The following is a 15,104-nucleotide window of genomic DNA, read 5'->3' on the forward strand; positions in this document are numbered from 1 at the left end:
CACCTTCAGCCCAAGGAGTCCGATGTCGACGAAGACGGAGCTCACCGAGCTCAACCAAGCACTTGGCAGCCTGCGCCGCTGTGTCCATTCCCTGGAGTCTCGGTACGGCGACCTGCCGGCCGTGCGCCGCATCGTCAATGACGTGGAGCGGCTGGATATCGACGCCGCCGACCTGGACCTCTCACCGCATGAACACCGCCATGCCAGCAACGAGAAGATCCAGATCCCCGACACCGAATACGACCGGGAGTTCTGGGGCGATATCGACGACGAAGGAGTTGGTGGCTACAGATGAGCCAAGCCACCGGGGTCTTCTCGCCTTCGCGTGCCCAGATTCAGCAGCGCACGCTACGCACCGACAAGTGGTGGCTAGCACCATTACTCACCAACCTCGGCCTGGCGACCTTCGTCATCTATGCCACCGTGCGGGCATTTTGGGGTAGCGCGTACTGGGTACCGCAGTATCACTACCTGACGCCGTTCTATTCGCCATGCGTCAGCACCGCCTGCGCCCCCGGGGCCAGTCACTTTGGGCATTGGGTGGGCGATCTGCCCTGGTTCATTCCCATGGCATTCATCTCACTGCCATTCCTTTTGGCCTTCCGGCTGACCTGCTACTACTACCGCAAGGCCTACTACCGATCGGTCTGGCAATCGCCCACCGCCTGCGCCGTCGCGGAGCCGCACGCAAAGTACTCCGGCGAGACCAAGCTGCCGCTGATCATGCAGAACCTTCACCGGTACTTCTTCTACGCCGCGGCGCTCATCTCGATTGTCAACACCTACGACGCCATCGTCGCCTTCCATTCGGAGGAGACCGGCGGCTTCGGATTCGGCCTAGGCAACGTGATCTTGGTGACCAACGTCGTCCTGCTATGGGTGTACACGGTGTCATGCCACTCCTGCCGGCACGTCACCGGCGGGCGGCTCAAGCATTTCTCCAAACACCCTGTCCGATATTGGATCTGGACACAGGTCAGCAAGCTCAACACCAGGCACATGCTGTTCGCCTGGATCACGCTGTGCACGCTGATTCTCACCGACCTGTACGTCATGCTGGTAGCCAGCGGCACCATCTCTGATCTGAGATTCGTTGGTTAGCAACCACATCCATTCGCAACCAAATGGGGTTAATTAATGGCTGAACTCGAACGGCACCAATACGACGTCGTCGTGATCGGTGCCGGTGGCGCCGGCCTGCGTGCCGTCATCGAGGCCCGTGAACAGGGGTTCAAGGTCGCGGTGATCTGTAAGTCTCTGTTCGGCAAGGCACATACCGTGATGGCCGAAGGCGGCTGTGCGGCCTCGATGGGTAACGCCAACGACAAGGACAGCTGGCAGATTCACTTCGGCGACACCATGCGCGGCGGCAAGTTCCTGAACAACTGGCGGATGGCGGAGTTGCACGCCAAGGAGGCTCCAGACCGGGTCTGGGAGCTGGAAACCTATGGCGCGTTGTTCGACCGCACCAAGGACGGCCGGATCAGCCAGCGCAACTTCGGCGGCCACACCTATCCGCGGCTGGCACACGTCGGTGACCGCACCGGCCTGGAGATCATCCGCACCATGCAGCAGAAGATCGTCTCGCTGCAGCAGGAGGACTTCGCCGAAACCGGTGACTACGAGGCCCGTATCAAGATTTTCGCCGAGTGCACTGTCACCGACTTACTCTTGGACAGCAGCGATGGCGGATCCAGAATCTCGGGCGCATTCGCGTACTGGCGCGAATCGGGACGGTTCATCCTCTTCGAAGCTCCCGCAGTGGTTTTGGCCACGGGCGGTATCGGTAAGTCATTCAAAGTGTCATCGAACTCCTGGGAGTACACCGGCGACGGGCATGCCCTGGCGCTGCGCGCCGGAGGAACGCTGATCAACATGGAGTTCATTCAGTTTCACCCGACCGGCATGGTCTGGCCGCCCTCGGTCAAGGGCATCTTGGTCACCGAAGGTGTGCGCGGTGATGGTGGAGTACTCAAGAACTCCGAGGGCAAGCGGTTCATGTTCGACTACATCCCCGCGGTATTCAAGGGGCAGTACGCAGAGACCGAGGAAGAAGCCGATCAATGGCTCAAGGACAACGACTCGGCGCGGCGCACCCCCGATCTGCTGCCCCGCGATGAGGTCGCCCGGGCCATCAACTCTGAAGTCAAGGCAGGCCGTGGCACTCCGCACGGAGGCGTCTACCTCGACATCGCTTCGCGCATCCCCACCGAGGAGATCAAGAGGCGGCTGCCGTCGATGTACCACCAGTTCAAAGAACTGGCCGAGGTAGACATCACCAAAGACGACATGGAAGTAGGGCCTACCTGCCACTACGTGATGGGGGGTATCGAGGTCGATCCCGATTCCGGCGCCGCGACGGTGCCGGGCCTCTTCGCCGCAGGCGAATGCTCCGGGGGCATGCACGGATCAAATCGGTTGGGCGGCAACTCCCTATCGGACTTGCTCGTGTTCGGGCGGCGTGCCGGGCTGGGCGCCGCGGAATACGTCAAGGGGCTCGCATCTCGTCCACAGATCTCCGAGTCCGACGTCGACAAGGCCGCCGTCCTTGCTTTGGCACCCTTCGGCGACCCCGCGGCCGAGGGTGCCGAGAATCCCTACACCCTGCACACCGACTTGCAGCAGGCGATGAACGACCTGGTCGGCATCATCCGCAAGGAGGAAGAGGTCGAGCAGGCCCTGGTCAAGCTGAACGAGCTCAAGGAACGCTTCAAACGCGTTGCGGTAGAGGGACATCGACAGTTCAACCCGGGATGGCACCTGGCGATCGACATGCGCAACATGCTGCTGGTCAGCGAATGCGTGGCCAAGGCGGCCCTGCTGCGCACCGAGAGCCGCGGCGGACACACCCGCGACGATCACCCGAACATGGATGCCACCTGGCGCAAGACGCTCCTGGTGTGCAGCACGACCGGAGGAGATCCGGCCGTTCCCGACGTGCTTGTCACCCCGGAACCACAGCTCCCATTGCGCCCAGATCTTTTGGAACTGTTCGAGATCGGCGAGCTGGAGAAGTACTTCACACCGGAAGAACTGGCAGAACATTCGGGAAGGAAATCCTGACGTGAGCTACGACGCACAACTCCGGGTCTGGCGAGGCGATGACGACGGCGGTGAGCTCGTCGATTACACCGTCCCGGTGAGCGAGGGCGAGGTGGTGCTCGACATCATCCATCGCATCCAAGCCACCCAGGCCTCAGACCTGGCGGTGCGCTGGAACTGCAAGGCCGGCAAGTGCGGGTCCTGCTCGGCGGAGATCAACGGCCGTCCACGGCTGATGTGCATGACCCGGATGTCGACTTTCGATGAGTCCGACACCATCACCGTGACCCCCTTGCGCGCCTTCCCGGTGATTCGCGACCTGGTCACCGACGTGTCGTTCAACTACCAAAAGGCCAGGGAAGTCCAATCATTCACCCCGCCGAAAGACTTGAAACCCGGCGAGTACCGGATGCAGCAGGAGGACGTGGAACGGTCACAAGAGTTCCGCAAATGCATCGAATGCTTCCTCTGCCAGAACACCTGCCACGCGGTGCGCGACCATGAGGAGAACAAGAAAGCCTTCGCCGGCCCGCGCTATCTCATGCGCGTGGCCGAGCTGGAGATGCACCCACTGGACGTCGCCGACCGTCGTGAGGTGGCACAGGAAGAACTTGGCCTTGGCTACTGCAACATCACCAAGTGCTGCACCGAGGTGTGCCCGGAAGGCATCCACATCACCGATAACGCGCTGATCCCGATGAAGGAACGCGTTGCCGACCGCAAGTACGACCCGATTGTCTGGTTGGGCAATAAGTTGTTCCGTCGTTAGCCAGGTATGGCATAGGAGGAATCCGTGGAAACCTGGCTTGTCATCGTCATCTCCGTCGCCTGCCTGGCAGCCGCAGGTGCCGTAGTGGGCTTGACCCTGCTGGCAATCCTTGCCGCAGGGGGTATCTCCGCCGCGCGATTCAACCTCACCCCCGTGGCCGCCGATCAGCTGCGCGAGTACCTGAACTCCGAAGCCTCCTTCGCGCTCTCCGTGCAGCGCGACTTCTTCAATCCGCCCGACCAGGTGTTCAAGGCCTTACTCGACGAGCGCTTCATGAGCTGGATCCCCTTCACCAAGGGAGTGGACTACGCCGGCACAGCACTGCGTGAAGTAGGAACCAAGCGCGCGTTCGTCAACACCTTCGGGGTGCTGGCCGAACAGATCGTCGTCAATGAGCCCAATCACATCCTGGGCGTCACCATCACCGCGTGTTCCATTCCGCTGGTTCTGGATTCAGCCGCAGAGATCTTCGAGGTAGCGGACAACGGTACGGGCGGCACCCGGCTGACCTGGCATGTGGGTGGCACCCCGAAGTGGATCGGTTGGCTGCCGCTGCGCCTGGCCGCCCCCTTCGTTCGCCCCGTCGCCCGATGGCAGATCGGCAAGCTCCGAGCCATCATCGGGCGCCGCTGAACTCCAAGTTGTTGGCCAGGACTTTGTGGCTGGTTGCCAATGCCCATTTCACGCAATGCGGGCAGCATCGGAATATGGGAGACATCGTGAGCGTGGCCGATATCCGCACTGCCATCAAAGAGCTGTCGTTACGCGCCGACCTTGCCGATCGCGAAGGTCGCGCCGATGATGCACGCGAGCTCCGTGATCGCGTCCGCGGATACCAGGAAGAACTCGCCCAGCGCCCCTAGGCGACGCTGCCACCAGGGCGAACTACGAGCGGGTTTCTTATATCGCATTGTATCTATATAGATCGAATGCGATACTCGATGCATGGACGCTTTCGAGGCGATCGCAGAGCCAAGCCGCCGAATTCTGCTCGATGCCCTGGCCGGCGGTGAATGGACCGCCGGGGAACTCGTCGCGACACTGCCCGGGCTGACACAGCCCACCGTCTCCCGACATCTACGCGTGCTGCGTGAGGCGGGTCTCGTCGAGGTCAACCCAGACGCACAACGCCGGATCTATGCGCTGCGCGCCGACGGCCTGGTCCAGATCGACCAGTGGATCGACCCCTACCGACACTTCTGGAGTGACCGGCTGAACGCGATGGAACGACACGTGCCCTAGTGGCGGGACGACTGGCGGCAGCGATCTAACGGCCCGCCCGCCGAACCTCAATGCCTTCCGCGCCCACCTGCTGACCCGGCCGGGACGTCACCTGTACCTCGACTTCCCGCCCGGTCGTCTTGTCGATCAATTCCAGCGGCTTGCGCCCGTCCTGCAGGTACTCGTCCCCCCACTTGAGCAGGGACAGCAGCACCGGAAGCAGATCCTCGCCCATCCGGGTCAACACGTACCCGTCTCGCTCCCGCTGGCCGGGTTCGCGGTAGGGCACCCTCTCGATCACGCCCGCCGTCTCTAATTGCTTGAGTGCACGCGACACCGCCGGCGCCGATACCCCGATGCGCTCGGAAAACTCGTCGAACCGGGTTGAGCCGTAGAAGCATTCGCGAACGATCAGAAATGCAGTCTTGGTGCCGAGTAAGTCCAGGGCCTTCCCGATCGAACACGCATCGGTGTTCCAGCGGGAGCGGTCCTGCAACAGCCGCTCAAACTCCATGGTCACCTGCTCATTGTAACTAACGCTTGCGTTATTCAGCTAGTGTCGCTAGCGTCCTAACTAACGAAATCGTTAGTTAGGAGATGGGAATGATCGAAAACAAGGTCGTACTGGTCACCGGAGGACGCCGCGGGTTGGGCGCGGCCATCGTCGACGAGGTGCTGAGCCGCGGAGCCCGCAAGGTCTACAGCACCGCCCGCCAACCCTTCGAGGACCCGCGTGAGCAAGTGGCGACCAAACAGCTCGAGGTAGCCTCCGAGTCCTCGGTACAGGCCCTGGCCAGCGAGCTAGCCGACGTCGACGTTGTGATCAACAACGCCGGTGTGCTGCATCCCGATTCCCTGCTCACCGGCGACCTCGAACGAGTCGAGGCCACGTTCCAGACCAACGTGTTCGGCCCGCTTCGGGTCATCCGGGCGTTCGCCCCGATCCTCAAGGCCAATGGTGGCGGAGCGATCGTCAACATCCACTCGGTGCTCTCGTGGCTGGGTGGCGCAGGCGCCTACGGCGCGTCGAAGGCAGCCATCTGGTCGGTGACCAACACGCTGCGCCTTGAGCTGGAGCCTCAGCACACGCACGTGCTGGGCGTGCACGCCGGATTCATCGACACCGACATGGTGTCCGCCCTTGACGTTCCGAAGACACCACCCGGCGTGATCGCGGCACGCATCATCGACGCGCTGGAGAAGGGCGACAACGAGGTGCTGACCGACGATCTCACCGCCCAGGTCAAGTCCCAGCTATCCGGGCCCGTCGAGAACCTCGCCTACCGCCCCGGCCACTAGTCCGCGCGCCAACCAGGAGACCACCGAGATGCCCCTCTGGACGATTTACCACACACCACATGTGTTTTCCGACAACGATAAATCCGAACTGGCCAAGAGCATCACCGAGGTGTACGTCACCGTGGGGCTCCCGCGGTTCTACGTCGTCACGGTGTTCAAGGAGATTGAACCGTCCGACTTCTATGTCGGCGGCGAACAGACCGGGACCGCCGTCCGGATCGTCGTGGAACACATCGCCCGTACCCTGCCCGATAAGGCTGGGCGCGAACGCATCACCCAGTACCTCGGCCGGGTGCTGGCCCCACACCTGAACAGGGCAGACCTGCATTGGGAGTTCCACATCGACGAGACGAGCGAGGAACTCTGGATGATCAACGGGCTGGTGCCGCCCCCGATGAACTCTGACGCCGAACGTGAATGGGCACGGACCAATCAGAGCAGTCCCTACCCGGCGCCCGTCTAACCGATCAGCTTGCGGAACTTGCTGCGGTGGAACACGATCGGAGCGACCGCGGAGTGCACGGTCAGCCCGTGAATGTTCAGGATGACGATCGCGTGGTCACCGGCAGGCACCTCCGACTGGATGGAGGTCTCGATCCAGGCGGTGGTGCCGCCGATGAATACGGCGCCGCTCTCCGTGGTCGAGGTATCCAGCCCGGCGAACCGGTCACCGGTCTTGGCGGCCAGGGTGCGGGCGGCGTCGTCGTGCGCCTCTCCCAACACACTGATGCCCAGGCGTGGGGCGACCCGCAGGTTGGGCCACGTTGTCGATGAGTTCTGGACGCAGAAGGCCACAAGCGGCGGATCCAGCGACACCGGCACAAACGTGCTGGCAGCCAATCCGGTTCGCGTTCCACCGATCTCGGCGGCAATGGCCACCACGCCGGTCGGGAAGTGCCCGAACGCCTCCCGCAGCGTCGCCGCGTCCAAAGTGGTATCGCTCGTCATAACTGGATGTCACCTCTAGTCTTGCTTCATGACGTCACATGTGACCCTACGCGTCGACGGCCAGGTAGCTCGCGTCACCTTGTCCCGGCCCGAGAAGCTCAACGGACTCACCATCGACATGCTCAACGGGCTGACCGCCGCCGCGCGCCATATTGCCTCCGACACCTCGATCCGGGTGGTGGTGTTGTCCGGTGAGGGGGACACATTTTCTACCGGACTGGATTTCGCGGCCGCCGGGAAGGACCCCGCGCGCGTTGTCGCGAACTTCATTCCGCTCCCCTGGCTGGGTACCAACGGTTTCCAGGAGGCCTGCTGGGCGTGGCGCCGGTTGCGCATCCCCGTGATCGCCGTCGTCCAGGGGCGTTGCTACGGCGGCGGGTTGCAGCTGGCACTGGCCGCCGACTTCCGGTTCACCACGCCCGACGCCGAGTTCTCCATCCTCGAGGCCAAATGGGGTCTTATCCCGGATATGTCCGGAAGCGTCACGCTGAGTCAATTGATTGGAATTGACACCGCCAAACGGCTCACCATGACCGGCGAGATGTTCGACGGCTTCTACGCCAAGGAGATCGGCCTGGTCACCCAGGTGAGCGCCGACCCGGAGGCCGACGCGCAGGAACTCATCGACCAGATCCTGTCCCGCTCCCCTGATTCGGTGTCGGCGACCAAGACCCTGTTCGACAGGGCATGGTCCATGGTGCCGCGACGTGCCTTCGGCCTGGAGCGGCGCCTGCAGCTGCGGCTCATGCGTGGACCCAACTTCGCCATCGCACGCAAGGCCGGTATCGATAAGTCCGAACCTCAGTTCAAGGCCCGCAGCATCTAGAGAGCGTTGCCTATGCGGAGCGACCTAACATGGGCCTTTTTCGCTCAGCCCGCCGCGGGGACGCAATCACGAAGCTCGGGCGCCATGCCGTAAGGCCCCCACATCTGACGCTCCGCATCTTGGCGGGCCTCAGGCTCGTTACTTCCGTGACCGATCACCGAGCCGGCCCACTGCTTCATCCCGAAACCCATGCCCGGCATGCTTCCCGGGCCAAAGCCTGGTGGGCCAAAGTTGTTGTTGGCATACACCTGGCACTGGACCGCGACTGGTCCCTCACCCGGCACCGCCGACGCGACCGGCGCAGCGAACACCGCGACCGACATACCCACCCCTGCGACTATCGAACAAATCGTCCGCATAGCTCCTCCTCCTCGGTATCTGGCAATAGTTTGCCACAGACCGAGTATCACCCGCACTGCCGCTTCGCGGAGCAGAACCGGAGGGTCGCTAGTGTCCGAGGTATCCGTGCGCGGCGGCCACATCGGGGTGCGCTCGCAGCCGGCTCTTCCAGGCATTCTCGCCGTAGGTCGCGTGAATCGGGTCGTCCGGGTCCGCCGTGACACCTCGCGCCCGATCCCGGAGTTCCGGCGGCAGCTCCAGCGTGGGGATGTGCGCGTCAAGCCTGGGGTTGAAGAAATAGGCGACAGAAACGCGGGGCTTGCCCGTCAGCGTCACCCGGTGACGGGTGGCACGTAGATATCCGCCACTGGCCCGTTCGAGCAGTTCGCCGATGTTCACGATGAATGCGCCCGCGCGCCCGGGCGCGTCCAGCCAGACCCCGTCCACTTCGACCTGCAGGCCGCCGGCATCCGGTTCGGCCAACAACAAGGTCAGCACGCCAGAGTCGCGATGCGCGCCCACACCCTGCGCGGTTGTCCCGCTGGCGGGATATCGGATGACCTTGATCAGGGTCGCGGGTTCGACACCGAATGCCTCGTCGAATACTCCGCCCGCCGATCCAAGGGCAATAGCCCACTCCCGCAGCAGCTTTCGCCCCACTGCCGCCAGGGCGGCATCCCAGCTCGCGAGGCTTGCCCGCAACTCGGGAACCGCCTGCGGCCACTGATTGGGCCCCTGCAACCGCAGGTAATCAGGGCCTTCACCGCGCGCAGCCGCCCGACGTTCTGGCCCGACGTCGATCTGCTCACGCCAATCGGTTAACCCGCCGGTCAGCTCTCCACCCAGCCGGGTGAATCCACGGAAATGGGGGCTCCGCAGCATGGCGATGGCGTCCTTGTCCGGCGCCGGTAACGCGAAAAGCCTATGAGCGGCGGCCAGCACCTCATCGGCCAATCCGGGTGAAACTCCATGGCCGGTGAGATAGAAGAACCCCACCTCATGGGTGACTTCACGCAGCGTCGCGCGTAGCTGGTCCGGATCGCCAGCCAGGTCGACGACGGGAAGATCAGCCATGCCCCCATGGTCCTCGGCAAGCCGTGCACGGGCCACGGTCTTGACCGCCATGAGGAAATATCACAAGTACGATGGCCAAACCGTCGGGCGAGAGGGACGCACAGGGGAATGACGTCATCGGAGAGGCCCCCATCGGGTCCGGGTAGCCAGCAGCCCGGAGATCTTCCACCGGGGACGCTCATATCCGGATACGAGATAGAACGCGTCCTCGGCCGTGGCGGCATGGGGACCGTGTACCTGGCCGCGAATCCGAACCTGCAACGGCCCGAGGCTCTGAAGATTCTGAGCGCCCAAGCCTCACGCGATCCGGCCTTCCGGGCACGATTCATGCGCGAGGCCTCGCTTGCCGCTTCCCTGGACCATCCGAACATCGTCACGGTGCACAACCGCGGCGAGACGCCCAGCGGCGACCTGTGGATCGCCATGCAATACGTCCAGGGCAGCGATGCGCACTCGGAGTCCGTGAACGGTCGCATGTCGCTGACCCGCGCCGTTCACATCATCAGCGAGGTCGCCAAGGCGCTCGACTATCTGCATGCCCGGGGTCTGGTGCACCGCGATGTGAAACCGGCCAACATCCTGTTGTCCGAGGGAGACCGCCGAATCATGTTGGGCGACTTCGGCGTCACCCGCGCACTCGACGACGCCAATACCGTCACCTCGGCGGGGAATGTGACCGCGACGATCGGATATGCCGCACCGGAGGTCCTGTCCGGCGCGGCGATCGATGGCCGCGCCGACGTCTATGCGTTGGGCTGCACACTCTTTCGGATGCTGGCGGGCCAGCCACCGTTTGGCTCCGGCAGGTCGCTACCCGCGATCATCAACGCGCACCTTTCGGCACCTCCGCCCCGGATCTCCCAATTCGCCGCGGTGCCCGAGTCAATGGATGCATTGATCGCCAAGGCGATGGCCAAAAGCCCCATTGATCGTTATCAAAGCGCCGGGGAGTTCGCGCTGGCCGCGCAGCAGATCCTGGCAGACCCGCATCAGCACAGGCAGAGCGTGACCCAGCCGGTGCCAACCACCACACCCCGGCCAGGCGCGGCCCGAACGTTGGGTAAGCACAAACGCATTGCGGCGATTGCCGGCACCGTCGTCCTGCTCGTCGCATCGGCTGTGGTCGCCGTCGTCATCTGGCCCCGCCATGACAGCGAGAGAAAACCCAAGCCTGCGCCCGGGCCGAGCGCCGCCGCCGTCAAGCCGGGCGAATCGCTGGCCGGACAGCCCAACACCATCCTCGACACGTTGCTACCCGGCCAGTTCGACTATCCCGACGGGTGGGAGAAGAATCCGTCGCCCACCTTCAGGTCCGGGGAGTTCAACCCTGCGATGCCACCCGGCGCGGCCACCACCGTGGGCGGAACCCCCGCGGGCTGCAACACCATTGACCCCATCTGGGCGCTGCGCGCCAAGGACCGCGAGACGTCGACGTTGCATCTACGCGATCGCAAGAAGCCTGAGCGGGAGATCCTGATCCGGATCGTCCCGGCATCCGAAGCCCTCTCCACCGACGACACCTCCGACGCGCTGATGAAATGCGATGCCGTCGCGTACACCATCCCCGGTGCGAGCACCACGTGGCGATGCTCATTCGAGTTCGACGAGCCTGCGCCGGTCCAGAATGGCCACAAGGAGCTCACCGCAACGGAATCGTGCTTCACGTTTCCGTCCGGAGCGAACAGCATGCGACAGCATGTCTCGTTCAACGTCGTACGCGGCCTACTCGTGTACATCCTGGCCAGCGGTGCGTCCAACCGCAACGATGCGGCGGGTTCGCTCAGCGCGACCGCGTTGAATTTCGCGACTGCGATGAAGATCCTGCGCTACGGCCGCTAGTTCTTCGGCGACCAGGGCGTGAGCCAGTCGGTGGGCTCCCAACCCTCGACGGCCGCCAGCAGCTCATACATCGTTGCGCCATCAACGGCCTCGCGAATGATGTCCGCATGACCCGCGTGCCGGGCCAGCTCCTCGATGATGTGCAACGCCACCCATCGCACATTCCACGCATCGATGTCCTTGGGGAACCACGGCGCCGCCGGGACCGGTACCGGAGTGTCCAGTCCCTTCTCTTTGATGGCCGCCAGTGTCGCCTCGCTTTGCGCGGAGAATGCGGCCACGGCTCCGGCGAGTGTTTCGTCCTCACGCAAGGTGAATTCGTCCTCGGCCCGTTGCCTGTCGGGTCCGGGGTTGGGCGCGGCGACAATCTTGTCAGTCCAGCCCGCCAACATGTTGGTGACGTGCTTGATGAGCCCACCGATCGACAGGGTGCCCGCTGTCGGGGTCAAACGTGCCTGGTCGTCGGTCAGTCCAAAGGCCACGATCCGAAAGGCGTCTTGCTGCTGAGCGATGTACTCGATCAGCCCATCCAACTCGGTGGGAACGGGTGGGGGCATGGCAGGCATAACGAAGTTCCTCTCAGGGGCTGTGAGCTGGCATGCACAAGCCAACACCACGCCACCGACATCACTCCCCCGGATCTGTGAAAAAATGCCCCCTGACCTGCAATGTCGAATTGTGATGACAACCACAAGGCCAGGACTTTTGTCACACGCTACTCAGCGGTATAGTTCAGTTGTTACCGGTGGGTAACTTAATCAGTAGTAAGAACCCAACCGAATATCAGAACAGCCCCACGAGACCACGGTCAGACCCAAGAGAAAGCAATGACGCACATGGGCCACTACAAGTCGAACGTCCGCGACCTGGAGTTCAACCTCTTCGAGCTCTTCAACATTCAGCAGGTATTCGGTGGTGAGGAATTCCCCGAGCTGGACGAAGAGACCGCTCGGACCTTCCTTTCCGAGATGCGCACCCTCGCCGAGGGTCCGCTCGCCGATTCCTTCGTCGAGGGCGACCGCAACCCGCCGGTCTTCGACCCGGAGACCCACTCGGTGGCCATCCCCCAGGCTTTCAAGAAGTCCGTCAAGGCAGTCACCGACGCCGGCTGGGATCGCCTCGGCCTGATCGAGGAACTCGGCGGCAGCCCGGTTCCGCGCTCGCTGATGTGGGCCATCCAGGAGATGATCCTGGGCGCCAACCCCGCGGTCTGGATGTACAGCGGCGGTGCCGGTTTCGCACAGATCTTCTACAACGTGGCCACCGATGAGCAGAAGAAGTGGGCCGAGTTCGTCGCCGAGCGCGGCTGGGGCGCCACCATGGTGCTCACCGAGCCCGACGCCGGTTCGGACGTGGGCGCCGGACGCACCAAGGCCGTCAAGCAGGAGGACGGTTCCTGGCACATCGACGGTGTGAAGCGCTTCATCACCTCGGCCGATTCGGACGACATGTTCGAGAACATCATGCATCTGGTGCTGGCCCGCCCCGAGGGTGCCGGCCCCGGCACCAAGGGTCTGTCGCTGTTCTTCGTGCCCAAGTTCATCCCCAACTTCGAGACCGGCGAGCCGGGCGAGCGCAACGGCGTCTTCGTCACCAACGTCGAGCACAAGATGGGCCTGAAGGTTTCGGCCACCTGTGAGCTCAGCCTGGGACAGCACGGCGTCCCCGCCAAGGGCTGGCTCGTGGGCGAGGTGCACAACGGCATCGCGCAGATGTTCGACGTCATCGAGCAGGCCCGCATGATGGTGGGCACCAAGGCCATCGCCACCCTGTCGACCGGCTACCTCAACGCCCTCGAGTACGCCAAGACTCGCGTGCAGGGTGCGGACATGACGCAGCTGACCGACAAGACCGCCCCGCGCGTCACCATCACGCACCACCCGGACGTGCGCCGCTCGCTGATGACCCAGAAGGCATACGCCGAGGGCCTGCGCGCGCTGTACCTCTACGCCACCACCTTCCAGGACGCCGTGGCCGCCAAGGCCCTCAACGGTGTCGAGGCCGAGGAAGCGGTCCGGCTCAACGATCTGCTGCTGCCGATCATCAAGGGTGTCGGCTCCGAGCGCGCGTACGAGAAGCTCACCGAAAGCCTGCAGACCTTCGGCGGGTCCGGCTTCCTGCAGGACTACCCGATTGAGCAGTACATCCGCGACGCCAAGATCGACTCCCTCTACGAGGGCACTACCGCGATCCAGGCGCAGGACTTCTTCTTCCGCAAGATCGTCAAGGACCAGGGCAAGTCGCTGGCCTTCGTCTCCGGACAGATCGAGCAGTTCGTCAAGAGCGAGACCGGCAACGGCCGCCTCAAGGCCGAGCGTGCGCTGCTCGCAACGGCTCTGGAAGACGTGCAGGGCATGGCCGCGACCATGACCGCCAACCTGATGGCCGCCCAGCAGGAGATCACCCAGGTCTACAAGGTCGGCACGGCCTCCGTGCGCTTCCTGATGAGCGTGGGCGATCTACTGATCGGCTGGCTGCTGCAGCGTCAGGCCGCCGTAGCCATCGAGGCCCTCGACGCCGGCGCAACCGGTGCCGAGAAGTCCTTCTACGAGGGCAAGATCGCGGTCGCCTCGTTCTTCGCCAAGAACATGTTGCCGCAGCTCACCTCGACCCGGGCCATCCTGGACAACGTCGACAACGACATCATGGAGCTCGACGAAGCCGCCTTCTGATTCGTTAAACCACGAAGCCCCTGTCTCCCGCTAGGAGATGGGGGCTTCGTGCATTCCGGGGTACCGCCGTTATCAGACCCCGCATAGGGTTGCCCCTATGCCTCGTTACTACCGCGACCAGCAAGCGTGGAAAGACCTCCAGATGTTCCTTCCCGAGCGGCTACGCCTCGATGAGTCGACGGTGCCGCAAGAGGAGTTCTGGGAGTGGCACGGTAACCAGGTGCACCTCGACCGGTACCCCAACCCGGCGGCACCGGTGAAGGTGGTTCTGCTGCACGGCGTCGGCACCAATGGCCGTCAGATGTCACTCATTCTCGGTGCGCCATTGGCGCGCAGGGGCTTCGAGACCGTAGCGATCGATAACCTCGGCTACGGGCTTACCGATGTGGCGCCCGGAGCGGTGCCGGGATACGGCGACTGGGTGGACCTGGTGGTCGACTACCTGGAGTACGAGCGGCGCCGCGACGTACGTCCCATCGTGCTGTATGGACTCAGTGCCGGCGGCATGCTCGCCTACCACGTCGCGGCCAAGGCGCCGCGCGACACGGTACGCGGAATCATCGGCATGACGTTCCTGGATCAACGGGTGCGTGAGGTGGCCGACGGCACCGCACACGATCTGCTGACCGCACGCGTCGGGGTGCCGTTTCTGCGGCTCGCAGCCAAGACACCGGCCCGGCGAGTCCGGTATCCCATGTGGCTGGCGGCGAAGATGAGCACACTGGCGAACAGCCGGGCAGCGATGAAGGTCTTTATGAAGGACCGCACATCAGCGGCCAACTGGGTCAGCGTGAAATTCCTGGCCGACTACATGAGCTACGCGCCCGCCGTCGAACCCGCCGATTTCGATGTATGCCCCATCATCCTCACCCAGCCTGACGAGGACCGATGGACCCCGTATGAGTTCAGCCGGCCCGTCCTCGACCCCATCACCAAGGTGCCGGTCACGGTGGTACCGCTGGAGCGCACCGGGCACTATCCGCTGGAAGATCCGGGACTGAAGCAATTGGAAGACGCGGCGGTCGGATTCATTCGCGCCGTCGCAGGCTGACCGCTTCGGTCGGCCTTCGGGCAA

At 63.6% G+C, this 15,104-nt stretch carries 18 protein-coding genes; 13 read left to right on the forward strand and 5 right to left on the reverse strand.

All coding sequences use genetic code 11. From position 1 onward, the window contains the following. Window positions 1-22 precede the first annotated feature (22 nt). The 7 genes from B4400_RS06070 (at window position 23) to B4400_RS06095 (ending at window position 5,053) form a co-directional block, all read left to right on the forward strand. Complete coding sequence (locus B4400_RS06070; RefSeq protein WP_070938077.1) at window positions 23-295, forward strand: Rv0250c family protein; 273 nt, start codon at window positions 23-25, stop codon at window positions 293-295. Next, complete coding sequence (gene sdhC, locus B4400_RS06075; RefSeq protein ID WP_078307199.1) at window positions 292-1,101, forward strand: succinate dehydrogenase subunit SdhC; 810 nt, start codon at window positions 292-294, stop codon at window positions 1,099-1,101. The genes B4400_RS06070 and sdhC overlap by 4 nt, the downstream gene beginning before the upstream one ends. Before the next feature lie 36 nt (window positions 1,102-1,137). Then, window positions 1,138-3,063 (forward strand): fumarate reductase/succinate dehydrogenase flavoprotein subunit, encoded by a 1,926-nt coding sequence (locus B4400_RS06080; RefSeq protein ID WP_078307197.1) that lies wholly within the window; start codon window positions 1,138-1,140, stop codon window positions 3,061-3,063. Between the two features lies 1 nt (window position 3,064). Further along, window positions 3,065-3,811, forward strand: coding sequence for a succinate dehydrogenase/fumarate reductase iron-sulfur subunit (locus tag B4400_RS06085; RefSeq protein WP_078307195.1), 747 nt, complete (start codon window positions 3,065-3,067; stop codon window positions 3,809-3,811). A gap of 24 nt (window positions 3,812-3,835) precedes the next feature. After that, entirely contained in the window at window positions 3,836-4,444 is a 609-nt protein-coding gene (locus B4400_RS06090) for an SRPBCC family protein (RefSeq protein ID WP_078307193.1), read from the forward strand. A 74-nt stretch (window positions 4,445-4,518) separates the two neighbouring features. Continuing rightward, complete coding sequence (locus B4400_RS24295) at window positions 4,519-4,674, forward strand: hypothetical protein (protein ID WP_139360154.1); 156 nt, start codon at window positions 4,519-4,521, stop codon at window positions 4,672-4,674. Window positions 4,675-4,756: 82 nt separating this feature from the next. Further along, complete coding sequence (locus B4400_RS06095) at window positions 4,757-5,053, forward strand: ArsR/SmtB family transcription factor (RefSeq protein WP_078307191.1); 297 nt, start codon at window positions 4,757-4,759, stop codon at window positions 5,051-5,053. A gap of 25 nt (window positions 5,054-5,078) precedes the next feature. On the opposite strand, the gene B4400_RS06100 is transcribed toward B4400_RS06095, so the two are convergent. Next, a complete protein-coding gene (locus B4400_RS06100; RefSeq protein WP_078307426.1) occupies window positions 5,079-5,546 on the reverse strand; it encodes a winged helix-turn-helix transcriptional regulator in 468 nt (155 codons plus the stop codon). Window positions 5,547-5,635: 89 nt separating this feature from the next. Here B4400_RS06100 and B4400_RS06105 point away from each other — a divergent pair, with 89 nt between their 5' ends. Further along, window positions 5,636-6,331 (forward strand): SDR family oxidoreductase, encoded by a 696-nt coding sequence (locus B4400_RS06105; RefSeq protein WP_078307424.1) that lies wholly within the window; start codon window positions 5,636-5,638, stop codon window positions 6,329-6,331. A 28-nt stretch (window positions 6,332-6,359) separates the two neighbouring features. Further along, the gene (locus B4400_RS06110) at window positions 6,360-6,794 is read left to right on the forward strand and encodes a tautomerase family protein (protein ID WP_078307189.1); all 435 of its coding nucleotides are present in this window, start codon (window positions 6,360-6,362) and stop codon (window positions 6,792-6,794) included. Here the strand turns inward: B4400_RS06110 and B4400_RS06115 are convergent. Then, the gene (locus B4400_RS06115) at window positions 6,791-7,279 is read right to left on the reverse strand and encodes a flavin reductase family protein (protein ID WP_030097287.1); all 489 of its coding nucleotides are present in this window, start codon (window positions 7,277-7,279) and stop codon (window positions 6,791-6,793) included. The genes B4400_RS06110 and B4400_RS06115 overlap by 4 nt on opposite strands. A gap of 28 nt (window positions 7,280-7,307) precedes the next feature. On the opposite strand from B4400_RS06115, the gene B4400_RS06120 reads away from it, so the two are divergent. After that, window positions 7,308-8,105, forward strand: coding sequence for a crotonase/enoyl-CoA hydratase family protein (locus tag B4400_RS06120; RefSeq protein ID WP_078307187.1), 798 nt, complete (start codon window positions 7,308-7,310; stop codon window positions 8,103-8,105). A 44-nt stretch (window positions 8,106-8,149) separates the two neighbouring features. On the opposite strand, the gene B4400_RS06125 is transcribed toward B4400_RS06120, so the two are convergent. Continuing rightward, window positions 8,150-8,464: a hypothetical protein gene (locus B4400_RS06125; protein WP_078307185.1), complete on the reverse strand. Its 315-nt coding sequence runs from the start codon at window positions 8,462-8,464 to the stop codon at window positions 8,150-8,152. An 88-nt stretch (window positions 8,465-8,552) separates the two neighbouring features. Then, the gene (locus tag B4400_RS06130; RefSeq protein WP_078307421.1) at window positions 8,553-9,518 is read right to left on the reverse strand and encodes an isopenicillin N synthase family dioxygenase; all 966 of its coding nucleotides are present in this window, start codon (window positions 9,516-9,518) and stop codon (window positions 8,553-8,555) included. Window positions 9,519-9,626: 108 nt separating this feature from the next. Here B4400_RS06130 and B4400_RS06135 point away from each other — a divergent pair, with 108 nt between their 5' ends. Next, window positions 9,627-11,357, forward strand: coding sequence for a serine/threonine-protein kinase (locus B4400_RS06135; protein WP_078307183.1), 1,731 nt, complete (start codon window positions 9,627-9,629; stop codon window positions 11,355-11,357). Here the strand turns inward: B4400_RS06135 and B4400_RS06140 are convergent. Next, the gene (locus tag B4400_RS06140) at window positions 11,354-11,923 is read right to left on the reverse strand and encodes a DinB family protein (protein ID WP_078307181.1); all 570 of its coding nucleotides are present in this window, start codon (window positions 11,921-11,923) and stop codon (window positions 11,354-11,356) included. The two genes, B4400_RS06135 and B4400_RS06140, sit on opposite strands and share 4 nt — an antisense overlap. 270 nt (window positions 11,924-12,193) lie before the next feature. Here B4400_RS06140 and B4400_RS06145 point away from each other — a divergent pair, with 270 nt between their 5' ends. Both B4400_RS06145 and B4400_RS06150 read left to right on the forward strand, forming a co-directional pair. Beyond that, window positions 12,194-14,029, forward strand: a complete 1,836-nt coding sequence (locus B4400_RS06145) for an acyl-CoA dehydrogenase (protein ID WP_078307179.1) — start codon at window positions 12,194-12,196, stop codon at window positions 14,027-14,029. A gap of 97 nt (window positions 14,030-14,126) precedes the next feature. Beyond that, a complete protein-coding gene (locus tag B4400_RS06150) occupies window positions 14,127-15,080 on the forward strand; it encodes an alpha/beta fold hydrolase (RefSeq protein WP_078307177.1) in 954 nt (317 codons plus the stop codon). The last annotated feature ends 24 nt before the right edge of the window (window positions 15,081-15,104 follow it).

Origin of the sequence: Mycobacterium sp. D16Q13 (assembly GCF_002013375.1) — a bacterium.
Classification (GTDB): Bacteria; Actinomycetota; Actinomycetes; order Mycobacteriales; family Mycobacteriaceae; genus Mycobacterium.